This window comes from Arthrobacter sp. S2(2024), assembly GCF_036662515.1.
In the GTDB taxonomy this organism is placed as follows: domain Bacteria; phylum Actinomycetota; class Actinomycetes; order Actinomycetales; family Micrococcaceae; genus Arthrobacter.
Genome location: NZ_JAYKZI010000001.1, coordinates 304,018 through 326,909, shown reverse-complemented (window position 1 = coordinate 326,909; position 22,892 = coordinate 304,018). Strand labels below are relative to the sequence as shown.

Genomic DNA, 22,892 nt, shown 5'->3' with positions numbered 1-22,892 from the left:
GGTCTACGCGATTGCTCCTTCCTCCTTGAAGACGAAGGAATGCCTAACGGTCAGTTGCTCCGGAATTGTGTGCGAAATGAGGACAACCACTTTGTGCTGTGCCCAGTCGCCGAGCTCGTCGATCAGGGCCTCGATGCCTCGAACGTCCATGCCGTTGAAAGGCTCATCGATGGCGACCACAGGGGTGTCGGCCACAGTGCACATGAGCAGCCAGAGCTTCCGGATATTGCCCGTGGACAGCATGGAGACGGGCTGCTCCACCCAGTCCTTCAGTCCATACTTGGCCAGCCGGGCGAGCCCGGCCTCCGGACCGACCTGACGGCTACGTGCCGCCAGAGCCAGATGGTCGTGAACCGTCATGGAGGGGTAGAGCGCCGGCGTCGTACGGCAGACGCTCCGTACGTGGCGCGCGTCCGGTGAGCTGGCGTCGATACCGGAAAGCCGAACGCTTCCGGCCCAAGGTTGGAGGAAACCGCTGATGAGCTCCAGGAGCGTCGATTTCCCGCTGCCATTGCTGCCGGCCACACGGTAAAGCCCGGGCTCGTTCATGCTGAGACTGAGTCCGTCCAGGACAGGGGTGCCTTGCCGGTAGCCGGCGGTTACAGAATCGATTTCGATCGAAGCCTCAAAAGACGTTGATGCAGGCATACGGCGACTCCCAGGATCAAGAGGATGGAATAGCCCAACAACAGCACGGTGCTGAACTCGGGGCTGACAACAAGAATGAGCGAGCATGGAGAAATCAGGAGGAGTGTGAAGAGGCCGTCCATCACGTCATTGGACTTGGTCCCGTCAGTGGTGGTTGGCGGACGGGAGAGGGATTCCGCGACGACTCCGGACGCCGCGACGATCAAACCCGCGAGGACAGCACCAGGAGCCGGAAGGTCCAGGGCGAGAAATGCGCCTAGGAAAACAAATCCACCGATGGCCGCCCCCGCCATGACGTAGATTCCGACGAGCCGGACAACGATCGCGGTGGCGGAGAATCCGTTCTCCCATGCGAAGCGGTAGTGGTACAGCTTCGCGGTGGGCCCGATCCGATAGAGCATCGGTTCCGTGACGCCGAGGCTCAGGAGCACGGCGGCACCAATCAAGGATTTGTGCAGCTCTCCGGAGCCGAGAGCCGACTGCAGGGGGAAGACGCCCCTCGCTCCCAAGAGGATGCCAACGACGGCGATCCAGGCAAGGACGATGGTGGCGATCACCGAGCCCTGTTTGCTGCTCAACAGATCAGTGACAACGAATAGCCCGAAGCTTGTCGCTGGCCGTTGGCTGCCGCTCCGCTCCGTATTGAAAGAAATCCTGCGGTAGCTGAGGCGGCGCCAGGCACGGATGCTGAGCAGGATCAATGTCCCGGACGCGGCCGCTGCCAGGGAGTACAACGCCGGAAGGAAGCGCGAGGGGTCCCCGGCGAGGCCGCCGAGCCGGGAGAGCTGAGGCAGGAGAAATCCCGTGGCAGCCCCGAGCAACAATCCAAGGATGAGCGCCACGACGCCATACCGCCAATGGAGGCCCATCCTTCGTGCAGGTGTTGAAGCGAAATGGAGGACGCAGTAGACGCACGCACAGGAGGCGAGAGCCAGGACGGAGGCCGAAGCCGCCACGACGCCAAAGTAGCTCGGCGATTCCTCGAAGAAGACCAGGAGGAATACCGCGGCCGAATACCAAAGGATGCCCGTGCGGCGGAACGCCGGGACCAGACCGTATCTCACCACAACCTGCGGGAGGGGAAGTTCCATCGCCCGGAAGAGCTCCAAATGCGGAGTGCCGGATACTGCCAGCCGTCGGCTTGAAACTACCTCGGTGAGAACTGAGGCGACCGCGGAGTAGAGGATCGCGAGGAATCCCCAGTTGAGCACAGCAGCCGTGTCTTGGCGGAGCGGGCCGTCGCGGAGAACAGACATCGTGGATGCGAACACCATTGTTCCGAGCAGGACCAAGGCGATCGATCCGAAGATCGCGAGGGCCCTGAAACCGTCCAGCGTGAGCGGCAAACGCATCGCATTGACGATTTCGAAAGCCCGAAAGTCGCGCAGGATTCGGTAATCGGACCTCCGGACCGACACAGCAGGGACGCTGGCGTTAGAAGCTTGGCCTGCGACGTCGGCGGGTGGGGTTTCGGTCCTCATCGGCGCCTAGAACTTGCTCCGCGGACTCTTCTTCTGGACTGAGTCCATGAAGGCCACAATGGTGAGGACCGCGAGGCCGAGCGCACAGACCGCGGCGATGGCCGACGTCGTGCCCTGGAACGGGACGACTATTACCGGGCTGAGGGCCGCCGCGTTGGCGAAACCGGCGACGGCGAAAACGGCCGCCTTGAGCGGTAGCCATTTCCCGGCCTTGCTGAAGGCCGCAATCAAGGGTGCCGCCACTCCGAAGACGAGAAGCACGGTGACCATCGTGTTCTTCACGGCGAGGGGATCTATGTTCTTGAGGCCTTCCGGGGCGGGAGAAGCCCACATCAGGCCGACTGAAATGCAGGAGAATGCAGCGACCAGGAGGCCCACGATTCGTAGAAGCAGGCCGAAGAGCTGAGTAGTCATTGAGAATTTCTGTCCGTGGGTGGTGGTTGAGGAAGGTCAGCCGATGGCGACTATTGTTGACAGACCCATGGCCGAAAGCACAACGAGGATCTTCCTGCCTGTGGAAAACTCGCGCCAATGTCGGTAGAAGATCACCAGGGCCAGCACGGCCATCGAGGGGAAATAGGCCCAATATCCGGGGATTTCCCGCGGTTGGATGACACCAAAGGCCACGCTGAAGAGATTCACCGGGATCGTGGCGAGAATGGCGATCACAAAGAAGGCCCCGATCTTGAAGCGGCCCGCGAGCACCGATTTTCCCGGGATCACCCGTTTGTCCAAGAACGCGGCCAGCGAGAAGTACAAAGCGATGATCACGGCGTAGACAAGGAAGAACAAAACGGTGCCCACGGTCATGGAGAGGCTCAGGAGGCGATCGTCCCCGATTTCCGAGCGCACGTCCGCCGGAACGTTCGCGTTGAGATACTTTCTGGTCAGGGGAAGCCGCAGAGCCACCAAAGCCATGAGCAGGATGTAGCCCGCGATCCACAGACCCCGGGACGTCGAGACCCATTCCCTGGCTGAGGACGGCTCGGGACGCAACTTTCCGACCTTTGCGACGCTGATGACGGTTTCGGACTTCCGTCCGTCTTCCGTGCTGGTCATGAATTCCTCCTCAGGTCTTGAGCTGAATCACGATGGCCTCGATGACGGCACCGAGGACTATCAGGGCGATGGCAATGAGCAAAGTGCCGAGGGAACGGGCCATGTCGTCGATGAACGACCTCAGGGTTGGAGGCTCGTTCTTCAACAGCAGCCTCCGAGCCAGGCCCGCGGCGGGCTGGAATCCGGCGGTCGCCGCCATCACCAGGCCGACGAACTCGAACGGGACGTACCACATCACGTCCGCAACCAGGCCCGCACCGCCGACGGAATGCACCCCGAGGGATACCGTCGCCCCGACATACAGCGCCAGGATTCCGGCTCCGAGAAGCGTGGTCAGCCCGAGGGTCGCGACCCCCGAATAGAGCACCAAGGCCGCACCGACGTTTCGCCCAAGGATCTGGAGGAAGTCTTTGCTGTAGAGGGGACTCCCACCCATGTCCTTGGCGTCCCGGATCCAGGACAGGTCCACAGCCGAGTAGCCGAAGACGGCTATGGCTGCCATGGCGAGGCCCGTGCTTGGGAGCAACCATCCAGGGATGCCCCCAAGCACGCGTGCTGTCTTAGCAAGCATCGATTTAGGCGACTGCTTGCGCCCGGCCGATGCGGAAGAGGATGCCTCGAGCCGTTGCGATCAAGGCACCCGTGATTCCTGCCCCGAAAATTGTGCCGATGACAACGAGAGCCCAGCCTCCGACCTCAATGGCGTGCATGATCTGGGACGCCGCCGCGGCAGAGATCCCAAGGGACCCCGCGATCCATGAAACGGCCAAGCTCGCGCCGAAGATGCCAACCACGGCCAGCGCAGCCGCGGCCGCAGCCTGAAGGCCGGTCCTTTTCGTCATTGTTGATTCCACTACAACCCCATTTCTCGAGTAGAACGGCCAACGGTTTCGCTGGCCTTGAAGAGTGGTGACCCTCCTCAAAGGAAGGCCATCCACGATTCAGATTCTCTCGGTGAAATTGGCGTCTCCGTGTAAAAAACGGAAAAATCCGTGTGCAAAAGGCCGTTTCTCAGTGTGAATAAGCCGGATCTCCGTGTGCGCGGTGGCCCGTCTACGTGTAATCCGGGCAAAAACACTGAGAGCCGTTCTCGGCCTGGGAACGCTAAGGAACTTAGACGTGGCCGGTCTGGTCGTGGACCGTCAATGTCCCGGCGAGGTCGAGGTCTGCGCCGGTGCCGTGCGCCCCGGCGTGTGCGAGGAGTGCGGCACCAAGTGCGGCGCTCCAGAATGTCCTGGCTTCGACGTCGACGGGTCGCTTGAGGCTCCAACCCCGGCTGCCGACAAGCTGGGTCACGAAGCGCTCCGATTGGCGGAACAGCAGTTGGAGGTGCTCGTCGACCACGGGGGCGAGCTCGGCCTTGGCGATTCCGGCCGCGAGTGCGAGTCCCGTGCCATCAGGGAGGTTTTCCCGACATCAACCTCGACGTCGCCATCCAACGACGGAACGTCCCTCAGCAGGCTGTGCTCAGCAACTCCTTCGGTTTCGGTGGGCAGAACGTCTCCCTCGTCATCACCGATGCACTACACCCCAAAGCCCCGAATACACGATGAACCACGCGACTACCGTCGCGTGGAGGGTGCCTTGGCCGGCGAACCGACAATGAACGGGCGTGTGTTGAGCGGTTCGACGGGAACGACGGGAGGTTTGGCTTCGGTAAGCGGCTCCGAAGTCTCATCGTAGGAGCCGGTTCCGAGCCCGCGAACCGTCCAGCCTTGCGCCCGCCATGCTCGAGCATCCAGGACGTTCCGCGCGTCCAGGACCATCCGGCGTCGTACGAGCGAGCCGACGGCGGCGGGCGAGAGGGCGCGGTATTCGTCCCATTCGGTGAGCAGCAGGACCAACTCGGCGCCTTCGAGCGCGCGAGTGGTGGACGCTTCGAAGCGGAGCTGCGGATAGCGCATCCAGGCATTGTTGATCGCCTTGGGATCCGTCACCGTAACGTGGGCGCCGGCCGCGGCGAGTTGGAGTGCGACGTCGAGGGAGGGGGAGTCACGGATGTCGTCGGTGTCCGGTTTGAACGCCGCGCCCAGCACGGTGACGGTGCGGCCGGACAGGAAGCCCTTGCACATGTCACGGGCGACGTCCACGGCGCGGGCGCGCTGGCCCAGATTGATGGAATCGACCACACCCATCCACTCGTCGAGGGAAGGCACGGACAGCGCTTGTGCCTGTGCGCGGAACGAGCGGATGTCCTTCGGCAAGCAGCCGCCGCCGAAACCCAGTCCAGCGTGGAGGTACCGGTTGCCGATGCGCGGATCCAGCCCCATCGCCTCACTGAGCTCGGTAACGTCGGCCCCTGAAGCGTCGCAAAGCTCGGCGATGGCGTTGATGAAGCTGAGCTTCGTGGCGAGGTACGCATTGGAGGCGGACTTGATGAGCTCGGCGGTCGCGAAGTTGCAGACCAGCCGCGGGATCCCGGCCGAAATCAGAGGTTCGTAGACGGCGTCGAGCGCAGCCGTGACAGGGGCGCCCGCGGCAGAGTCCTTGCCGCCCGGCACGCCGTACACCAAACGATCCGGGACCAATGAGTCCTTCACTGCCGTGCCTTGGCGCAGGAACTCGGGGTTCCAGCCGAGCAGGACATCCGGCCTGCGGGCAAGGATGCCGCGGAGCATGTCCACTGTTCCCACGGGAACGGTGGATTTGCCGACGACGGCGGCGCCCCTCGCCAGGTGCGGAAGCAGGCTCTTCGTGGCTGCGATCACGTAGGAGAGGTCCGCCGTATCGGAGGTCTTGGACTGCGGAGTGCCCACGCAGAGGAAGTGCGTCTGGGCGCCGGCAGCGTCGGCGAAATCGGTGGAGAACGTGAGCCGCTTGGTAGCGAAGCCGTCGCGGAGAAGTTCGTCGAGGCCGGGTTCGTGGAAAGGCGCGAAACCCTTGTTCAGGTGGGCCACCTTCTGGGCGTCGACGTCGATGCCCACCACGGTGTGGCCCATCGACGCGAGCGTGGCGGCGTGCACTGCGCCAAGATAGCCGCAGCCTATAACGGAGATTTTCATGCGGGGAGTCCTTTGCTGGAAGTCACGGAAATGGTGGCAGGCTTTGCCGCGTGAAGTTCGGACGCCCGAAGTTCGGACGCCTGAACCGGGTGGCTGGGAGCGGCGGCCGGTTCTACGAGCGCTTCCCCCGCGATTACCGCCTCGTAATGCTCGACGAGTTGGGCACTCAGCACCGGCCAGGTCCGTCCTTGGACCGAAGCGAGTGCCGCCGTTCCGAACGCACGTCGCTTGGCGTCGTCGCCCACCAAGTCCTGCACGTAGGCCCGCAACTGCGCGAGGTCTCCTGGCTCGTAAAGCCAGCCGGTGCGCGAGTTTTCCACGAGATCGAGGGGACCGCCCCGGCCGGTGGCCACGACGGGAACGCCGGAGGCCATGGCCTCCTGGATGGTCTGGCAAAACGTTTCGAACTCTCCGGGATGGACGAAGAGGTCGAAGCCCGCCACGACTTGGGCCAATTCGTCGCCGCCGAGGAACCCGGTGAAGAAGGCATTCGGCAGCGCTGCTTCCAGGGCGGCGCGTTGCGGACCGTCGCCCACAATGACAAGCCTGGTTCCCGGCAGGTCCGCCAGCACGGCGAGGTCCTCCACTTGTTTCTCGATCGCGAGGCGGCCGACGTAGCCGATGATGCGCTCTCCGTGGGGCGCAACGGAGGTGCGCCACGCCGTCGAGCGCTTGGTGGGGGAGAAGCGCGCGGTATCCACACCGCGCCGCCACATTCCCACCCTGAGGATCCCGCGGCCGCGCAACTGGTTGAGCGCGAACGTGGACGGGACCAGTGTCCGGTCTGCACGAAGATGGATGTTGTCCACCCGGTTCCACGCCCAGTTCTCCAGCATGGGGAGCCCATAGCGGGCGGCGTAGCTGGGGACCTCGGTTTGGTAGATGGCAACCGTCGGAATGCCGAGCTGGTGCGCAGCTTGCACAGCCCGCCACCCGAGGACGAAGGGCGATGCGAGGTGGACAACGTCGGGTGCGTAGTCGGCAAGGATTCTCTTGACCCGGCTCACACCGCCCAACGCCACCCGCACATTGGTGTATCCAGCCAAGGGCACGGAGGGGAGGCGGTGGACAAAAGCGCCGTTCACGACGTCCGAGACAGCAGTGTCCGACGTCGACGGCGCAATCACCATCACTTCGTCGCCGCGCTCTTGCAGATGCTCGAGCACCCGCAGGATGGAGTGCGTGACCCCGTTCATGAGCGGCAGGAATGATTCGGCAACGATAGCGATCCTCACCCCTCCACGGTGTGCGCGGCGGTTGGCGAAGCGGGGGAATGGGCGTGACCGCAAGGGGAAGGTTTGGTTAACAAATTGACGTTGCTTCCCCGAGTGGAGGATCCGTAGCGACCGAACATGCGCAAATCTAGGTAATTACGCAGCTCAAAGACGGGTAGGACTTACTCTTATTCCCCCATGTCGGCCCGCCTTACGGTGACAACGGTAGTGAACCTCGTGGCCATGACTGGGGCTTGTCCCGGGCACCGGGGTATTTCGGCAAGCGGGCGATGACTGGGCGGCGCGCCCTCACATGCTGAACAACGTTGGGTGATTCACCCTGCGCCGCCCGTATGTCCGGCCAGGCCGTTGTCTAGAATCGAGCCAGACCCTATGAAACTCTTCAACCGTACTGACCAGGTTGACCAGCACCGGACGTTTAAAGGGACGATCCCCGGTAAATGGTTTACGTGGTTCTCCACCGTTGTGGTGGTATTTGCTTTCACCGGCGTCACCGCCGGCATCACCGCACCCGCAGCCCAAGCCGCTAATCCAACCGTCGTCACCTTGACCTTTGACGACGCAAATGCCGACCAACTCAACGCCGCGCAGACCATGCAGAGCCTGGGCCTGGTGGGTACTTTCTTCACGCCGTCCGGATTCATCAACAACCCCAATTACCTGACGACAAGCGACATGCAGGGCCTTGTGGCAAACGGCAATGAGATTGCCGGCCATACTGTTACCCACCCGGACCTGACCACCGTGACGTTGGATGAGGCAACACGCCAGATTTGCAACGACAGGGTCAACCTCACAAACCTTGGATTCACGATCACTGACTTCGCGTATCCGTTCGCTGCCGAGAACGCATCCCTCGAAACCGTCGTCAAGAACTGCGGGCTCAATAGCGCCCGCAACCTTGGTGACATCAAGACGCGGTTCAGCTGCGCGGGGTGCCCGCTCGCGGAGACCATCCCTCCTGCCAACCCGTACAACACGGCGGCCCCGGATGAAGTGGACAACACCTGGACCCTGGCGGACCTGCAAAAGTCGGTCACCCAGGCGGAGCCCGCAGGCGGGTGGGTCCAGCTCACCTTCCACCATATTTCAGCTACCAGCACGGATCCGCTGAACATCACCCCGACCCTGTTCAACCAGTTCGCCACGTGGCTCAAGTCCAGGCCCGCAACCACCACGGTCAAGACGGTGGCCCAAGTGATCGGCGGAACCGTCAAGCCGCTTGTCTCGGGACCGCCGGCGCCACCGGAGGGCACGGGCAACCTGATCAAGAACCCAAGCCTTGAAACCTTGGTCAGCGGGGCTCCGCAGTGCTGGGCCGCAGCAGGCTATGGCACCAACACGGCAGCTTTTTCCACCGTCAGGCAGGCGCACACCGGAAAAGTCGCCGAACAGCTCGTGGTCACCAACTATGTCGACGGCGACGCCAAGCTGTTGCCTACCCTTGACCTAGGCGGGTGCTCGCCCACGGCGACACCCGGGAACTCCTATTCAATCGGTGCCTGGTATAAATCGACCACAAGCACCCAATTCGAGCTCTACTACCGGATCGGCGTAGGCTCCTGGAAGTATTGGACATCAAGCCCCTGGTTCTCAGCGGCCACGACCTTCCAAAAGGCCACCTGGACAACGCCTCCACTGCCCACGGGCGCCAGCGGCATCAGCTTCGGGTTGAACCTGTTCAGCAACGGCACGCTCACCACCGACGACTACGAGATGTTCGACGTCGGCACCCCGCCACCGCCTCCTCCGCCGCCACCAGCGGGCGGCAACCTGGTACAGAACCCCAGCCTTGAAACGGCCGGTACGGGCTCGTTCCCGCAGTGCTGGCAGGCCGGCGGATACGGCACCAACACCGCGACGTTCAGCACGGTTGCTACCGCGCACACCGGTACCAAAGCGGAGAAACTCACCATCACGGGATACTCCAGTGGTGACGCGAAACTGCTTCCAACAATGGACACCAGTACCTGCCCACCTGCGGCCATCGCCGGACACACCTATTCGGTGCGTGTTTGGTACACCTCTACAGCCGTCACACAGTTCGCCTTGTATTACCGTGACGCCTCAAACAACTGGGTGTACTGGACCTCCGGACCGTGGCTGAATACCGCGACTACCTACACACAGGCAAGCTTCACGACGCCGGCACTACCCGCCGGGGCCACGGCCATCAGTTTCGGGTTGAGCTTGTTCAGCAACGGATCGGTCACCACCGACGATTACGCGATGTACGACAGCGTAGGAGCTCCGCCGCTGGGCTGAGCAATCGATCAGTGACAAAAAGCTGAGGGCGGCTGACTAGCCGCCCTCAGCTTTTTGTCGGGTTCTCTATTGCGCCGGCTGGCGGTCGCGCTATCTGGCAGCCTTCAGGACGTCCGGCAACTCGTCAACGAATACGGTCCCGGGCGGCTCATAGTAGATGACAAGCACCTCGTCACCCACGTTGAAAACACTGCTCTTGTCGAATGGATGCGCGTGGAAGGCGCTCGTACCGCCGTGGAACGGCAGCATCACTTCCCCCACAGTGCCTGGCCCGATACGACCCGTGACCCTGCCGATTTTGCCCGTCAGGCTCCGATCAACCTCTTTGTGCATCGGTGTCCCTATGCATCAGGGGTTTTGGTGGGCCGCTTGGGCGGTTCCTTGCCGTTCTTGAGCGCAGCTGTGATCGATGGCAGGTAGTTGCCCACTTGGGACAGGATCCCACCCACCATGCTGTTGAGGCCCTCGCCGCCGTTGAGGACGGTCAGGTTGCCCACGTGGGCAAACGGTTCAGCCGCGGCTGCCACGATCGCCGGCATGTTCTCCGCGAGCTGTTGGGAGATGACGGCCTCTTGGTTGGTTCCGAGAGCCTCGGCGCGGGCCTTGATGCCGTCCGCTTCCGCCAAGGATTTGGCCTTGATGGCCGAGGCTGCCGCGTCGCCGCGGGCCCGGGTGGCCGCGGCTTCGGCTTCACCCGTGATCTTCGTGGCTCCCGCGATGGCGGCGGCCGCCGTGGCGTTGGCCTGGGCTTCGACTTCCACCTTGCGGGCGTTCGCTTGAGCCTCGAGTTCCGTTCGCCGTGCCCGCGCCTCGGACGCGCTGATGTCGGCGGCCTTTTGGGCTTCCGCCTCGGTGCGTTGGGCGTACGCCTTTGCATCGGCGGGCTTCCGGATGGACGTCTGGAGCTTTTGCTCTTCGCGGTCCGCCTCCAGCTTGGCCACCTCGGTTTCCTGGACCACCACTTGCTGGCGCGCTGTGGCGTCTGCCAACGGACCGGCCTGCGCGGCGTTGGCCCTCGCGGTTTCAGCATTGGCTTGGGCCGCTGATTGCTTGATCGCCGAAATGCTCTGGGCATCCGCGATCTGGGCGGCTGCCTCGGCCTCCTTCTCCGCGGCCTCGCGGTTCCTGGTGGCTTCGGCGATGCGGGCCTCCATTTTGACCTGCGCAATGTGCGGTTTGGCCAGGTTCTGGATGTAGCCCGTGGGGTCCTGGAGGTCCTTGATTTGGAGGGAATCAACTACCAAGCCAAGCTTTTCCATTTCGATGCCGCTTGCGCTGCGGACCAACGAGGCGAGTTTGTCGCGCTCGCGGATGATTTCTTCCATGGTCATGCTGCCAATGATCGAGCGCAAATGCCCTTCAAAAACGTTGTAGACCTGGCTTTCCATTTTGGGCTGTTGGCCGAGAAACCTCCTCGCGGCGTTCGCAATAAACGGCGCAGCGTCACCGATTTTGTAGATCACCACGCCCTCCACGATCACTTGGATGCCTTGCGAGGTCACGCAGTTGACCTGGAGCTCTGTTTCATTCAGCGTCAGGGACAACGTCCTCACGGTTTGGAGCCCGGGAACCACCAAGGCGCCCTTTCCCGTGACGATTTTGAAATCCATTCCGTCCCTGGTGTCCAAACTTCCCCGAGTCAGGCCGGAAATGATCAATGCCTCGTTTGGTTCAGCCACCTTCCACATCAATTTGATGAGAAGCCTTATAACGGTAACGGCGACAACTACCCCCAATACGGTGACGAGAATCGGGAGATAAGCAACGAGGTCGAACATGACTGTCCTTTCAACGGCAAGCACCCAAGCGGCTCGTGTAGTCAGTCTGCTTCGGTCTGCTCCAGGAGTCCAGCAATTTGTTTACCTACAATTGACACAACGGATTCTGCTAGGCGTGCGTTCCCGCGAGCGATACTGTCCTCATCTCGCCGGTGCCGTCGGCTGGGACCGCCGGAACGCCGTCGTCCTCTTGGCCGTAGAGCCAGTCGTTGTACTGGAAGTCGCCGTCCTTGCGGCTCTTGAACAGCAGGTTCCGCAAGACGCGTGCGACGCCGGACACGTGCCACGACTCTCCCCAGACGCGCGCCGTGCGTTGGACGCGGGCCGTCCGCGCCGCGCGGGCTGAGTTGAAATCGCTGACGGCGCGATCCCAAGCAGCGGTGTCCACGCCGTCGTCGTTGAACACGGAGCCGACGGTGGAGTCCTGGAGGACCGCGGCGTCTTCAAGCGCCTGGCAGGCTCCCTGGGCCAAGTACTGGAGCATGGGGTGTGCGGCATCGCCCATCAGGACCAGGCGGCCGTGGATCCAGTTCTCGATCGGATCGCGATCGTACATGGGCCAGCGGATGCCTGTCGCAAGGTTCCGCAGCGCAAGCTGTACCGCCGGAATGCAGTCCTTGTAAGCCGCCTCGAGTTCGTCGACGCCGCCATACTGCTCCTCACCGCGCTCGAACGAGGGCGACTTGAAAACAGCCACGGTGTTGAGCAGCTCGCCTTTGCGCAGCGGGTATTGCACGAGGTGGCAGTCCGGACCGAGGTAGACGACGACGTCCTCGAGATCGGCGGCCGGGGTCTCCGGCGTGATGGGCACCGTTCCGCGATACGCGACGTACGACGACGACACCGGCCCGTCCTGCGCGACGGCGGCGCGGAGCGTGGACTTGAGGCCGTCGGCGCCGATCACGACGTCGGCCTCGTAAACATCGCCGCTGGACGTGTGCGCCACGCCGCGGTGGTTCACGGTCTTGACTTTCTCGACGACGACGTCGTTCACGAGGCGCACGCCGGCATCCTGGCAGGCCTCCAACAGGATCCGGTGCAGGTCGCTGCGGTGGATCACCACGTACGGGGCGCCGTAGCGCTCTTCGAACTCGCCACCGAGGGTCTGCCGGGTGAGTTCCTCACCGGTGAGGGCGTCGCGGAACACCAAGTGCTTGGGGCGGACGCCGATCTCGAGCGCCTTCCCGAGGAGGCCCCAACGCTTCAGGACGCGGGAGGCGTTGGGGGCCATCTGCAGTCCCGCCCCGACCTCGCCGAATTCGGGCGCCCGCTCAACCAATGTCACCTCGGCGCCGTTTGCGCGCAGGGCCAGGGCGCCGGCAAGGCCGGCCATCCCTCCGCCGACGACGAGGACTTCGGTGGACGTTTTGCGGTCAGACATTGCTAGCTCCTACAGAGGTGGTGTTTGTGGGTTGGTTTTTGGCGGCCGTGATCTTCGCGGTCTTGATCTTGGTGCCGATGGCGCCGAGCAGGATGGCCGCGACGGCGGCGGCCCCGGCAAATGCCAGGAAGTTCGAGTTGACGCCCAGGCCGGCCGCGAGCAGCAGCCCGCCTACCTGGGGTGCCGCGACCGCGCCGATGCGCCCGACGCCGAGGGCCCAGCCAAGCGCTGTGCCCCGCAAATGCGCCGGGTAATGGCTGGCCACCGCCGCGATGATGAGGCATTGGGTTCCGTGGGTGCCGACCCCCGCCAGCACCAACATGACGTAGACAAGCCCCACGGGCGGACCCGCCACCAGTACGGCCAGCGCGACGGCGGCGACGGCGGCTGCCGCGATCGCCGTCGGGATCGGACCGAAGCGGGTTCCCGCCCACGCAGTGGCCACCGAGCCGACGACCGCACCGAGGTTGAGTGCCAGCGCGAAGGTCAGGGCTGACCCGAGGTTGTAGCCGGCCAGTTGCATCAGGTTCGGCAGCCAGGTGCCCAGGCCGTACCAGGCAAAGAGCGTGACGAGGGTGGAGACCGCGAACAGGAGACTCATGCCGAGGTACGGGGCACGGAGTAGGGACTTGAAGCCGCCTGTTTGGTTCGCGTTCTTGGCGGCCGGGAGGGTTTCCTCGAGTGTCGCTGGGAGCGTCTCCGGGAGGAAGCGCATGCCGAGCGGAACCACCACGAGGAGCGCCACAGCGGCCACCAGGAACATGACCGGCCAGCCGAAAGCGGGAATGAGCGGAATGCCGGCCACCGCGGCGATCGAGCCGCCGATCGGCACTCCGGACATCATCAGCGTGGCGATGGTGGACCGCCATTTGGCGGGGACCAGTTCCGCGACCAAGGCATTGGCTGAGGGAACAAGTCCGCCCAGGCCGATGCCCGCCAGCAAGCGCAGACCCCCGAAGACGAACGCGTTCGGGGAGAACGCACACAAGATGGTGAAGAGGGAAAACAGTGCGGCGCAGGCGATGATGGTCCGGCGGCGGCCCCAGCTGTCCGACATCCTCCCGGCGAAGATGGCTCCGATCATCATGCCGAGGAACGCCATCGAGCCGACCGTGCCGGCGGTGGCTTTCGTGAGCCCCCAGCCGGTGTCGGTGATGAGGGCGCTCTGGACGGTGCCGTAGACGATGAGGTCGTAGCCGTCGAAAACCACCAGCAACCAGCAGACCAGGACAGCGGCGGCGGAACGCTTGGAGAGCCGGGCGGAGGCCCTGGGGAGGTGGTGAACGCCGTCTTGGGTCCGCTCCGGCGCTGCAGCGGATGGTGTGTGATTCATCCCACCACTGTGTGGCCGTTTGGTTATGCAGCCCAATAGAATTCTGTCGTGCAGAATCTTCCAGCCCGCAAAAAACCGGCCTATTCCATTGAGGCCGTGGACAACGCCCTGCATCTCCTTCAGCTCCTGCGCGACGGCGGCAGCCTGCGCCTCAAGGACGCCGCCGCGGAGCTGGGTGTTGCTCCCTCCACAGCCCACCGGCTGTTGGCCATGCTGGTCTACCGGGGGTTCGCGGTCCAGGACGAGACCCGCCGCTACGTGCCCGGGCCGGCCATGGGGGTTGGACCGGCAGGACTCAGTTGGAGCCGGCTGCTTCGCACGGTGGCGAAGCCGCACATGGAACTCCTGAGTGGGCGGATCAATGAGACCGTCAATCTCATGGTTCGCGTGGGAACCAAGGTGAGGTTCCTGGCCACGGTGGAGGGGACCAACGCCCTGCGGGTCGGCGACAGGCAGGGAACCGTCCTGCCCGCGAACAAAGCCTCGGGCGGCAAGGCGCTGTTGGCAGAGCTGGAGCCCGCCATGATCGAGCAATTGTTCCGCAGCCACAATGCGGAGATCGGCGGCGACAACATTCCCGACGCCGAATATCCGGCTTTCCTGCGCGAGCTTGAGACGATCCGGAGCAACGGATTCGCGGCGAATTTCGAAGGCACCGAGGAAGGGATCAGCGCCTTGGGGGTGGCTCTCCACAACGGGCGGGGCGTCGCCGTGGGCGCGCTGAGCGTAGCTACTCCCGTGGCACGGTTCCGCAGGCTCTTCGATGCTGGTCTTGTGGGTATCATGCGGGAAACCCAGCGCCAATTGGAGATCGATATCGCGGCCAATCCGGCCGAGTCCCAGCCTTGACCCACCCAAGCCGTGACCCACCCAAGCCGTGACCCACCCCAGCCGTGACCCACCCAAGCCGTGACCCACCCCAGCCGTGACCCACCCAAGCCGTGACCCACCCAACTGACTCGCAGTTGATGTCGTTTTGAGGGCCCATAACGACATCTATTGCTAGTCAGTTGGGTCGGCGGGTCCGTCAGGTGGGCCAGAAGATTCTGTCTATCAGAATATGCTGGAGATCACTTGGGGGCTTCCCTAGGGTCTGGAGTACGCCAAAACTGTCCCATACCCCCGAGGAGGCCTCTGTGTCCATCAGCGCCGATAGCACAACCCACGAATCAGTTGCCGCCGAGAACGCTGTTCCGGAACCGACTCCCGAGGAAGCCACCCAGCTGGAGCAGCTGTATCAGGATTTCGAGGCCGGGAACCTGATTCCGCTCTGGACCGAGATCGCGGACCTGATGCCGATGGTGCCGTCCCCGAAGGCCGTGCCTTACGTGTGGCGCTGGAACGATTTGTACCCATTGGCGGCCCGTGCCGGGGACCTGGTGCCTGTTGGCCGTGGCGGGGAACGCCGTGCCATCGCCCTGGCAAACCCGGGCCTCGGCGGTACTCCGTATGCCACACCCACCCTGTGGGCTGCCATCCAGTATCTGGGCGCGCACGAAACAGCTCCGGAGCACCGCCACTCGCAGAACGCGTTCCGCTTCGTCGTCGAAGGTGAGGGCGTCTGGACGGTCGTCAACGGGGATCCGGTGGCGATGCGCCGCGGGGACTTCCTGCTGACGCCGGGCTGGAACTTCCATGGCCACCACAACGACACGGACCAGCCGATGGCGTGGATCGACGGATTGGACATCCCGTTCGTGCACTACGCGGACGCCGGGTTCTTCGAATTCGGCACCGAACGTGTCACTGACGAGGCCACCCCGGACGTTTCGCGATCCGAGCGGCTCTGGGCTCACCCCGGCCTCCGTCCCCTTTCCGGGCTGCAGGACACGGTGAATTCCCCGATCGCGGCCTACCGTTGGGAACACACCGACGCCGCCCTGCGCGAACAATTGCTTCTCGAGGACGAGGGCCACCCGGCCACGGTGTCCCAGGGCCACGCCGCCGTGCGTTACACCAACCCGACCACCGGCGGGGACGTCATGCCCACCATCCGCGCCGAATTCCACCGCCTGCGGGCCGGCGCTTCCACCGAGGCCGTGCGCGAAGTCGGTTCCAGTGTCTGGCAGGTCTTCGAAGGCCGCGGCACCGTGGTGCTGAACGGGGAGTCCAAGGTCCTGGAAAAGGGCGACCTCTTTGTCGTGCCGTCCTGGCAGGAATGGTCGCTCCACGCCGAGAGTGAGTTCGATCTGTTCCGCTTCAGCGACGCCCCCATTTTCGAACGACTGAATTTCAACCGCACGTACATCGAAGGACGCAACAAATGAGACTCCTCACCCTCCGCATTTCTGACGGGACCGGCACCGGCACCGTGGCCGTCCGCCAGGACGGCGACACCCTGACCGAGATCGACGGGTTCTCCGACGTTGGCGCCCTCCTGCAGGACCCCGCCTGGGCGACTATCGCTGAGGCGGCCAACGGCGCAACTCACGCGTACGACGGCGCCGACCTCGCCGCCGTCGTGCCCTCACCGGGGAAGATCATCTGCGTCGGGCACAACTACCGCAACCACATCAAGGAGATGGGCCGGGAAATCCCCGAGTACCCCACCCTGTTCGCGAAATACCAGGAATCGCTAATCGGTCCCAACGACGACCTGGCGTTGCCGCAGGAATCGGACACGGTTGACTGGGAGGCCGAGCTCGCCGTCGTGATCGGCAAGAAGGGGCGCCGCATCAGCGAAGCCGACGCGGCCGACCACATAGCCGGGTACTCGGTGCTGAACGACATCAGCATGCGCGACTACCAGTTCCGCACCATCCAATGGCTGCAAGGCAAGACCTGGGAGGAGTCCACCCCGTTCGGGCCCGCCCTGGTCACCAAGGACGAGTTCGAGGCCGGCCCGCTGATGACCTCCGCAGTGGACGGCGAGATCCAGCAGCAGACACCCACCGGGGACCTCGTGTTCACCCCCGAATTCCTGGTGTCCTACATCTCCACCATCATCACGCTGAACCCGGGCGACGTCATCGCGACCGGAACGCCCGGCGGAGTGGGCCATGCCCAGAACCCGAAGCGCTACCTCCAGGAGGGTCAGCTCCTGGTCACCACCATCGAGGGACTGGGCCAGCTGAGCAACCGCGTGGTCAAAGAAGCCTGATGGTCGCCCGCCACGACCTCACCACCGATCCGGGCCTGCAGGAACAGCTCCTGCAGGCCCGGCGGGGGACCGCGTTCTTCGCCCGCAAGCTCAATGAACTGTCCGATGCCGAGCTCGACGGCGACTCGCTGCTTGCCGGCTGGACTCGCCGCCACGTTGTAGCACACGTGGGCTACAACGCGCGGGCCATCGCCCGCCTCGTGGAGTGGGCGTCGACCGGCGTGGAGACTCCGATGTATCCCTCAATTGCAGTGCGGGATGAGGAGATCAACTTCGGCGCCACCCTGTCTCCCATCGCGTTGCGGAACCTGTTTGACCACTCCGCCGTGCACCTGAGCGTGGAATGGCGGGATCTGCCCGAGGACGCCTGGCACCACACCGTCCGGACCATCCAGGGCAGGGAAGTCCCGGCGTCGGAAACGGTCTGGATGCGCACCCGCGAAGTCTGGGTGCACGCCGTCGACCTCTACAACGGAGCATCGTTCGGTGACATCCCGGCGTCGGTACTGGAACGGCTGCTGCGCGACATCACCGGTTCGTGGGCCGCCCGGGGCACCGACGCCGGGTTGTTGGTCAGCGTCGCTGGCACGGACCTCACGTTTGGCGATCCGGACGCCGCCGTCGTGGTCGCCGGGCCTCTCGCCGGCGTCGTGCAATGGGCCACCGGACGCGGGGCCGGCGGGGTGACCGCTGGCGCTGGGCCCGTGCCGGCGGCACCAAAGTGGATCTGACGGCGTCGGGCACAAAGAAGGTTGGCACAGCTCCCGGCTTCTTCACCGCAGGAACTGCACCAACCGCTTGTATGACTATTCAGATTTAGCTGTAGATCCTACCCATCGGCGGCTCCTGTAATCCCGGGCTAACTCAATCCGGGCTTTGAATAGGCTACTTTGCGTCGTCAGCCAGATGCCGTGAAAACATCCAGCCAGCGGCAATCATCAGGATGCCCAAGACCATGAACGTCCAGTTGTCGAGCGTGTTCAGCGACAGGAAGTTGGCCGCCGAATCAACCCCGACACTCAGTCCGTACACACTGAACACGATGTACAAGGCGCCGAAGCTCATCAGGATATTGCGTGCGCTGTGGCCGCCCGAGCGGGACATCGCCCAGCTGGTTCCACCGATGAGGAGCTGCACAATGTTGAGCAGCAGCGACACTTGGAACACACCCAGGAGCATTGCGTGCGAATTTGGCCCGAAGAACTGCAATTCCCCGTACCGCATGGTGATTCCCGGAATGAATCCGAGAAGGCCCACCAGCGCCATCAGAATACCTACACCCATGCCGATGTTCTGGATGTCCGTCCGTCCAAAGTGAACACCACGTGCATGTGGGGTTGCGGTAGTCATTTATGCCCTCCATCCACCTATTGCGAACAATCCAATTTTACGTCTGACTTATGCAAAAAGCGCTGGGAGCGGCGGCGTCCGGCCGGCCCGGCGGCCCCAACAGGCACTGCGCGCCCCGGACGCTCGCTCACCTACGGTGGGTTTTCCCCGACGCTCGCTCACGTATGTCGGGTTTCCTGCTAACGCTCGCACACATATACGACGACAGCGGTGCGGCCGGAGTGAGCGCGCGTTGGCCCGGCGTGCCTCATTGGTGAGCGGGCGTTGGCCCGGCGTGCCTCATTGGTGAGCGCGCGTTGGCCCGGAACGCCTCATAAGTGAGCGGGCGTTGGGGGATTGGCGGGCCGTGCGGGCGCCTGCCGGGGGAGCGGGGCACGCCGTGGCACGATAGAACACGATGAAACTGCGCGCTGATCAGACTGGTAACCATGGCCTGCCCATGCCTTTGTGGCTGCAGGGCGCCCTTGAGTCGGCCCAGGCCGCCATCATCTCCGCGCTCGTGGTGGTCCTGCCGCTGATCGGTGTCTGGGCAACTGACGGATTCCAGAACCACACCGTCGATTTCCTGGCACGCCTGGCTGGCCAAGCCTGGTTGCTGGTCCACGGCGTTCCGCTGCAACTTGCCACTGTGAACATGGGAACCGCGGGTCTACCGGGTTCCGGGATGTTGTCCCTTATCCCGCTCGGACTGACGCTGGTCCCCTTCCTTTTGGCGTGGCGCGCGGGCCGCCGGCTGGCCAGGGCTTCCTACACGGACCAGCTGTGGCAGGCCTTCTTCGGAGCGTTGCTTGTCTACGGGGCGTTCGGCGCGGCCACCGGATTCGTGTGCCGGACGCAGGACGTCGTCATCAACATCTGGTTCGCTGCCTTACTTCCGCTAATCCCGTTCGGTCTCGGCATGGTGGTGGGTGCCCGGCGTGAGTCGGGCTCGTGGAGCAGGCTCATTGGGGTCGACGCCGTCGATTGGCTTGCACGCACAAGCCAACATTCCCGCTGGGCCGGTTCCTACTTCGGCTCCGCCATCAAGGCCGGATTCGTCGCGATCATGGCAGCCCTGACACTCTCAGCGACGCTGCTCGCCGTCGACCTTGTCATCCACTGGACGGACATCATCGCCGTCTACGAAGGCCTGAAAGCCGGCGCCCTCGGCGGTGGCGTCCTGACCATCGCCCAGCTCGGCTACCTCCCCAATCTGGCGGTATTCGCTTTGGCTTGGTCCTCTGGCGCAGGGTTCTCCCTCGGCATCGGCTCACACGTCGGGCCGCTGGGCACCGCCGTCGGGCCGCTGCCCGCGATCCCCGTCTTCGGCGCACTACCCACCGGGCAGCTCGACTTCGGCGCCGCGGCCCTCGCCCTGCCGGTGATCGCCGGTGTGTTGGCGGGCTGGTGGTTCCTGCGGGCGGGGGAGAACCACTTCGACGAATGGCTCTCCATCAAGATCAAGGCGCGCTGGTTCACGGCTCCTGTTTCCACGCTGATCCTCGGCGCGCTCATCGGGGCCGTCGCAGGGGCTTTGGCCGGAGGCCTCGCCTGGCTGGCGCGCGGTTCCGCCGGAATCGGGCGTCTCACCGAGATCGGCCCGGACCCGCGGTGGACGGCAGTCTGGATCGCCGCGGAGGTGGGGATCGGCGTCGTGATCGGTTATTGGGTGGGGCCCTGGCTCGAGAGGCGGCAGAAGCTCCGCGAAGCGGATCTCGACGATTCCGTGTACGACGGCGACCGCCGCTAAGGTGCCTGCCTCACCTGGCTTGCGCCCCGGCTAGCGCAATCCGGAGGGAAGGGAATTCTGGAAATCCACCTGGCACGAGTTTTGGGCGTGGAGCGTCAGTGCGCCTCGTGCACAGTTCTCCAAGGTGGTGACCTGTTGGAAGAAGACGACTGCGGTGAGCACCAGCAGGCACATGATGGCCGTGACCACGAGCCCGGAAATGGTGCCGAACAGAACGATGCGCGGCTGCTTGAACCGGATCGCCCGCACGAGGACCACCACTCCAAGCACCGCGGCGATGACGGTGAGGATTCCACTGAGCCAGACGTAGCTGATGTTCAGGATATAGACGAACAGGGCGCCAAGCACGGTCAGCAGGAAAGTCCTGAACAGCGTGTGGGTAACGGCAAGCGCTGATTTGGCAGCCTCGCTCTGAGGCTGATGCTGCGGGGTGGGTCCAACGCCGGAATTCATGTTTTCCAGCCTACGCGAGCCAGCCATAAGCTAGTGCAATGCGTATTGTTGTCCTCGTCTCCGGCACCGGTTCCAACCTCCAAGCAGTAATCGACGCCGTGAAGGCGGGCGAGCTGGACATTGAGATCGCAGCCGTGGGAGCCGACCGGCCGGGTACCTACGGCGTGGAACGCTCTGCCGAAGCCGGACTGGACACCTTCGTGGTGGACTTCAAGGACTACGCGGACAGGGCCGATTGGAACGCGGCACTTACGAAAGCCGTTGCCTCGTACGATCCGGACGTGGTGGTCTCGTCCGGGTTCATGCGGATTGTGAGTCCGGAGTTCATCGATGCCTTCGAAGGCAAGTACCTCAACACCCACCCCGCGCTGCTTCCCGCTTTCCCGGGAGCCCATGGAGTCCGCGATGCCATGGCCTATGGTGTGAAAGTGACCGGCTGCACTGTCCACTGGGCCGACGCCGGCGTGGACACCGGGCCCATCATCGCCCAGGAAGCGGTGGACATCGCCCCGGACGACACCGAGGACACCCTGCACGAACGCATCAAGGTGGTGGAGCGTAGGCTCCTGGTCCGGACGCTCGCAGAGCTCGCGGCGGGAAAGCACGCCTAAGTCCTCCGTTCGGCCCAACTAGCTCGCATTAGATGTCGTTTTGGCGGCTCATAACGACAACAAATGCGAGTCAGTTGGGCACCCCCGTGGGGCATGCTCAGTCGAGCTCGAGCTGCTTGGTCTCCGGCGCAAACAACGCCATCCACAGCACAGCCACAACGATCAGCCCGCCAGCCAAGGCGAAAGACGTAGCCAGGCCAAGCTCGGGCCAGAAATACGAAGCGAACACGAGTGGCCCGATCCCGGCACCAACGCGTGAGAAGGTCGAGGCCCAGCCGAAGCCGGAACCCCGAAGCTCCGTGGGGTAGAGCTCCGACACGTAGGTGTAGAGCGCCGGGATGGCCACCTGGATGACGAAGCCGAACGCCAGGAGCCAGAACACGGCCGCGTCAGGAATGTCCACCACCAATGACACGATCACCAGGGTCAACGCGGACAGTGGCCCGGTGATGGCCAGGATCCACTTGCGGCCCACCCGCTCCACCAGCACCGCGGCGACCGCCACGCCCAGGAGCCCGACGCCGGCCATCCCGGCTGTCGTCACGAAGGCCTTGTACTCCTCGAACCCGGCGCCGATCAGAATCCGCGGCATCCACGTCAAGCTCAAGTAGTAGACCAGAAGGATGCTGAAAAACAGGGCCCAGGCCGCCGTCGTGATCTTCCAGTTGAACTGCCAGATCCGTCGCAGTTGCTGCCACGCGCTGCCGGCGGAGAGACGGGGCGCATCTTGTGGTGCGGGCAGGCTGTAGGCGCGCGGCTCGGCTCCCGTGGCCAGGACGAGGCTGTCGATGACGTCGGCGGCCTCTTGGCGCCGGCCCCTGCGGATGAGGAAGAGCGGGGATTCGGGCACGCTCCGCCTGACCCAGAACACCAGCAAGGCAGGCAACACCATCACGAGCATGGTGAGGCGCCAATCGGCAAAGGCCGCAACAAGTCCGGCCGAAATGAAGCCGCACAGGGTGGCCCCTACGGGCCACCAACCATCCATAGCGGTAAGCACCTTGCCGCGATGCTTCCGCGGGGTGAATTCACCGACGAGTGCGTAATCCACGGGAATGCAGCCGCCCAGCCCGAAGCCGGCCATGAAGCGGAAGATGCAGAACCACACGATGTCCGGCGCGAAAGCTCCCAACACAGTAAAGATGGAGAAGATCAGCAGGGTGGCCGTGAAGGCCCGTTTCCGGCCGATGGTGTCCGCGATGGTACCCCAGGCGAAGGCGCCCAAGGCCATGCCGATCAGGTTTGCGGTCCCGATCCATCCGGCGTCGGCGGGCTGGAGGGACCAATGCTTGGAAAGCAGCGGAATGAGGATGCCGTTGAGGGTGACGTCCCAGGCATCGAACATGAAGCCGAGGCCGCCGATCAGGAAAATCCTGCCCTGGACCTTCCACCGCCACGGCAGCTCCTGGACAACCTGTTCGCCGCTCGGGACGGTCGTGTAAGTATTCATTTCCCCTCCTGGGGAAA

The 22,892-nt window shown here is 63.9% G+C and carries 23 protein-coding genes; 7 read left to right on the top strand and 16 right to left on the bottom strand.

The annotated features are described in order from the left end of the window. Nucleotides 1-3: 3 nt before the first annotated feature. From VLA65_RS01415 to VLA65_RS01375, 9 genes are all read right to left on the bottom strand, one after another. Nucleotides 4-648, bottom strand: coding sequence for an ABC transporter ATP-binding protein (locus tag VLA65_RS01415; RefSeq protein ID WP_332601576.1), 645 nt, complete (start codon nt 646-648; stop codon nt 4-6). After that, on the bottom strand, nt 600-2,129 hold the full coding sequence (locus tag VLA65_RS01410) for a hypothetical protein (RefSeq protein WP_332601575.1): 1,530 nt from the start codon (nt 2,127-2,129) through the stop codon (nt 600-602). Before VLA65_RS01410 ends, VLA65_RS01415 begins: the two co-directional genes overlap by 49 nt. Before the next feature lie 6 nt (nt 2,130-2,135). Continuing rightward, nucleotides 2,136-2,543: a hypothetical protein gene (locus VLA65_RS01405; RefSeq protein ID WP_306963990.1), complete on the bottom strand. Its 408-nt coding sequence runs from the start codon at nt 2,541-2,543 to the stop codon at nt 2,136-2,138. Between the two features lie 36 nt (nt 2,544-2,579). Further along, nucleotides 2,580-3,188, bottom strand: a complete 609-nt coding sequence (locus VLA65_RS01400; protein WP_059388035.1) for a hypothetical protein — start codon at nt 3,186-3,188, stop codon at nt 2,580-2,582. Nucleotides 3,189-3,198: 10 nt separating this feature from the next. After that, nucleotides 3,199-3,759 carry a hypothetical protein gene (locus VLA65_RS01395; RefSeq protein ID WP_332601574.1) on the bottom strand — a complete coding sequence of 187 codons (561 nt, stop codon included), beginning with the start codon at nt 3,757-3,759 and terminating at the stop codon, nt 3,199-3,201. Nucleotides 3,760-3,763: 4 nt separating this feature from the next. Continuing rightward, nucleotides 3,764-4,030 (bottom strand): uberolysin/carnocyclin family circular bacteriocin, encoded by a 267-nt coding sequence (locus VLA65_RS01390; RefSeq protein ID WP_059388033.1) that lies wholly within the window; start codon nt 4,028-4,030, stop codon nt 3,764-3,766. Nucleotides 4,031-4,301: 271 nt separating this feature from the next. Beyond that, nucleotides 4,302-4,556 (bottom strand): TetR/AcrR family transcriptional regulator C-terminal domain-containing protein, encoded by a 255-nt coding sequence (locus VLA65_RS01385; protein ID WP_113990580.1) that lies wholly within the window; start codon nt 4,554-4,556, stop codon nt 4,302-4,304. 194 nt (nt 4,557-4,750) lie between these two features. Continuing rightward, complete coding sequence (locus VLA65_RS01380; RefSeq protein ID WP_332601573.1) at nt 4,751-6,190, bottom strand: UDP-glucose dehydrogenase family protein; 1,440 nt, start codon at nt 6,188-6,190, stop codon at nt 4,751-4,753. Beyond that, nucleotides 6,187-7,425, bottom strand: coding sequence for a glycosyltransferase family 4 protein (locus tag VLA65_RS01375; RefSeq protein WP_332601572.1), 1,239 nt, complete (start codon nt 7,423-7,425; stop codon nt 6,187-6,189). Before VLA65_RS01375 ends, VLA65_RS01380 begins: the two co-directional genes overlap by 4 nt. A gap of 372 nt (nt 7,426-7,797) precedes the next feature. Between VLA65_RS01375 and VLA65_RS01370 the strand changes: the two genes are divergently transcribed. After that, nucleotides 7,798-9,690 (top strand): polysaccharide deacetylase family protein, encoded by a 1,893-nt coding sequence (locus tag VLA65_RS01370; protein WP_332601571.1) that lies wholly within the window; start codon nt 7,798-7,800, stop codon nt 9,688-9,690. A gap of 90 nt (nt 9,691-9,780) precedes the next feature. Here VLA65_RS01370 and VLA65_RS01365 read toward each other — a convergent pair whose 3' ends face one another. The 4 genes from VLA65_RS01365 to VLA65_RS01350 all read right to left on the bottom strand — a co-directional run bounded on the left by VLA65_RS01365 (nt 9,781) and on the right by VLA65_RS01350 (nt 14,182). Continuing rightward, nucleotides 9,781-10,023, bottom strand: a complete 243-nt coding sequence (locus VLA65_RS01365) for a hypothetical protein (RefSeq protein ID WP_284991741.1) — start codon at nt 10,021-10,023, stop codon at nt 9,781-9,783. Between the two features lie 8 nt (nt 10,024-10,031). Further along, nucleotides 10,032-11,468 carry a flotillin family protein gene (locus VLA65_RS01360; RefSeq protein WP_284991740.1) on the bottom strand — a complete coding sequence of 479 codons (1,437 nt, stop codon included), beginning with the start codon at nt 11,466-11,468 and terminating at the stop codon, nt 10,032-10,034. A 109-nt stretch (nt 11,469-11,577) separates the two neighbouring features. Next, the gene (locus VLA65_RS01355) at nt 11,578-12,849 is read right to left on the bottom strand and encodes an FAD-dependent oxidoreductase (protein ID WP_332601570.1); all 1,272 of its coding nucleotides are present in this window, start codon (nt 12,847-12,849) and stop codon (nt 11,578-11,580) included. After that, nucleotides 12,842-14,182, bottom strand: coding sequence for an MFS transporter (locus VLA65_RS01350; protein WP_332601569.1), 1,341 nt, complete (start codon nt 14,180-14,182; stop codon nt 12,842-12,844). Before VLA65_RS01350 ends, VLA65_RS01355 begins: the two co-directional genes overlap by 8 nt. A gap of 48 nt (nt 14,183-14,230) precedes the next feature. On the opposite strand from VLA65_RS01350, the gene VLA65_RS01345 reads away from it, so the two are divergent. The 4 genes from VLA65_RS01345 (at nt 14,231) to VLA65_RS01330 (ending at nt 18,013) form a co-directional block, all read left to right on the top strand. Beyond that, on the top strand, nt 14,231-15,031 hold the full coding sequence (locus VLA65_RS01345) for an IclR family transcriptional regulator (protein WP_332601568.1): 801 nt from the start codon (nt 14,231-14,233) through the stop codon (nt 15,029-15,031). Nucleotides 15,032-15,318: 287 nt separating this feature from the next. Next, on the top strand, nt 15,319-16,449 hold the full coding sequence (locus VLA65_RS01340; RefSeq protein ID WP_332601567.1) for a cupin domain-containing protein: 1,131 nt from the start codon (nt 15,319-15,321) through the stop codon (nt 16,447-16,449). After that, nucleotides 16,446-17,282: a fumarylacetoacetate hydrolase family protein gene (locus tag VLA65_RS01335; RefSeq protein WP_332601566.1), complete on the top strand. Its 837-nt coding sequence runs from the start codon at nt 16,446-16,448 to the stop codon at nt 17,280-17,282. Before VLA65_RS01340 ends, VLA65_RS01335 begins: the two co-directional genes overlap by 4 nt. Continuing rightward, on the top strand, nt 17,282-18,013 hold the full coding sequence (locus VLA65_RS01330; RefSeq protein ID WP_332601565.1) for a maleylpyruvate isomerase family mycothiol-dependent enzyme: 732 nt from the start codon (nt 17,282-17,284) through the stop codon (nt 18,011-18,013). Before VLA65_RS01335 ends, VLA65_RS01330 begins: the two co-directional genes overlap by 1 nt. 154 nt (nt 18,014-18,167) lie before the next feature. Here the strand turns inward: VLA65_RS01330 and VLA65_RS01325 are convergent, their stop codons facing one another. After that, nucleotides 18,168-18,632, bottom strand: a complete 465-nt coding sequence (locus tag VLA65_RS01325) for a DUF4383 domain-containing protein (protein ID WP_332601564.1) — start codon at nt 18,630-18,632, stop codon at nt 18,168-18,170. Between the two features lie 397 nt (nt 18,633-19,029). Here VLA65_RS01325 and VLA65_RS01320 point away from each other — a divergent pair, with 397 nt between their 5' ends. Continuing rightward, the gene (locus VLA65_RS01320) at nt 19,030-20,361 is read left to right on the top strand and encodes a cell division protein PerM (RefSeq protein ID WP_284991733.1); all 1,332 of its coding nucleotides are present in this window, start codon (nt 19,030-19,032) and stop codon (nt 20,359-20,361) included. 30 nt (nt 20,362-20,391) lie between these two features. On the opposite strand, the gene VLA65_RS01315 is transcribed toward VLA65_RS01320, so the two are convergent. After that, nucleotides 20,392-20,814 carry a hypothetical protein gene (locus VLA65_RS01315; RefSeq protein WP_253257189.1) on the bottom strand — a complete coding sequence of 141 codons (423 nt, stop codon included), beginning with the start codon at nt 20,812-20,814 and terminating at the stop codon, nt 20,392-20,394. Nucleotides 20,815-20,852: 38 nt separating this feature from the next. Here VLA65_RS01315 and purN point away from each other — a divergent pair, with 38 nt between their 5' ends. Beyond that, a complete protein-coding gene (gene purN, locus VLA65_RS01310) occupies nt 20,853-21,425 on the top strand; it encodes a phosphoribosylglycinamide formyltransferase (RefSeq protein ID WP_284991732.1) in 573 nt (190 codons plus the stop codon). A gap of 97 nt (nt 21,426-21,522) precedes the next feature. On the opposite strand, the gene VLA65_RS01305 is transcribed toward purN, so the two are convergent. Continuing rightward, nucleotides 21,523-22,875 carry an MFS transporter gene (locus tag VLA65_RS01305; protein WP_332601563.1) on the bottom strand — a complete coding sequence of 451 codons (1,353 nt, stop codon included), beginning with the start codon at nt 22,873-22,875 and terminating at the stop codon, nt 21,523-21,525. Between the last annotated feature and the right edge of the window lie 17 nt (nt 22,876-22,892).

Bases quoted from the DNA above. Each gene is read 5' to 3' on its own strand.
- VLA65_RS01400 (WP_059388035.1), bottom strand. From the start codon at position 3,188: ATGACCAGCACGGAAGACGGACGGAAGTCCGAAACCGTCATCAGCGTC.
- VLA65_RS01315 (WP_253257189.1), bottom strand. From the start codon at position 20,814: ATGAATTCCGGCGTTGGACCCACCCCGCAGCATCAGCCTCAGAGCGAG.
- VLA65_RS01320 (WP_284991733.1), top strand. From the start codon at position 19,030: ATGAAACTGCGCGCTGATCAGACTGGTAACCATGGCCTGCCCATGCCT.
- purN (WP_284991732.1), top strand. From the start codon at position 20,853: ATGCGTATTGTTGTCCTCGTCTCCGGCACCGGTTCCAACCTCCAAGCA.
- VLA65_RS01335 (WP_332601566.1), top strand. From the start codon at position 16,446: ATGAGACTCCTCACCCTCCGCATTTCTGACGGGACCGGCACCGGCACC.
- VLA65_RS01305 (WP_332601563.1), bottom strand. From the start codon at position 22,875: ATGAATACTTACACGACCGTCCCGAGCGGCGAACAGGTTGTCCAGGAG.
- VLA65_RS01390 (WP_059388033.1), bottom strand. From the start codon at position 4,030: ATGACGAAAAGGACCGGCCTTCAGGCTGCGGCCGCGGCTGCGCTGGCC.
- VLA65_RS01355 (WP_332601570.1), bottom strand. From the start codon at position 12,849: ATGTCTGACCGCAAAACGTCCACCGAAGTCCTCGTCGTCGGCGGAGGG.
- VLA65_RS01370 (WP_332601571.1), top strand. From the start codon at position 7,798: ATGAAACTCTTCAACCGTACTGACCAGGTTGACCAGCACCGGACGTTT.
- VLA65_RS01325 (WP_332601564.1), bottom strand. From the start codon at position 18,632: ATGACTACCGCAACCCCACATGCACGTGGTGTTCACTTTGGACGGACG.
- VLA65_RS01405 (WP_306963990.1), bottom strand. From the start codon at position 2,543: ATGACTACTCAGCTCTTCGGCCTGCTTCTACGAATCGTGGGCCTCCTG.
- VLA65_RS01360 (WP_284991740.1), bottom strand. From the start codon at position 11,468: ATGTTCGACCTCGTTGCTTATCTCCCGATTCTCGTCACCGTATTGGGG.
- VLA65_RS01380 (WP_332601573.1), bottom strand. From the start codon at position 6,190: ATGAAAATCTCCGTTATAGGCTGCGGCTATCTTGGCGCAGTGCACGCC.
- VLA65_RS01350 (WP_332601569.1), bottom strand. From the start codon at position 14,182: ATGAATCACACACCATCCGCTGCAGCGCCGGAGCGGACCCAAGACGGC.
- VLA65_RS01365 (WP_284991741.1), bottom strand. From the start codon at position 10,023: ATGCACAAAGAGGTTGATCGGAGCCTGACGGGCAAAATCGGCAGGGTC.
- VLA65_RS01330 (WP_332601565.1), top strand. From the start codon at position 17,282: ATGGTCGCCCGCCACGACCTCACCACCGATCCGGGCCTGCAGGAACAG.
- VLA65_RS01415 (WP_332601576.1), bottom strand. From the start codon at position 648: ATGCCTGCATCAACGTCTTTTGAGGCTTCGATCGAAATCGATTCTGTA.
- VLA65_RS01395 (WP_332601574.1), bottom strand. From the start codon at position 3,759: ATGCTTGCTAAGACAGCACGCGTGCTTGGGGGCATCCCTGGATGGTTG.
- VLA65_RS01410 (WP_332601575.1), bottom strand. From the start codon at position 2,129: ATGAGGACCGAAACCCCACCCGCCGACGTCGCAGGCCAAGCTTCTAAC.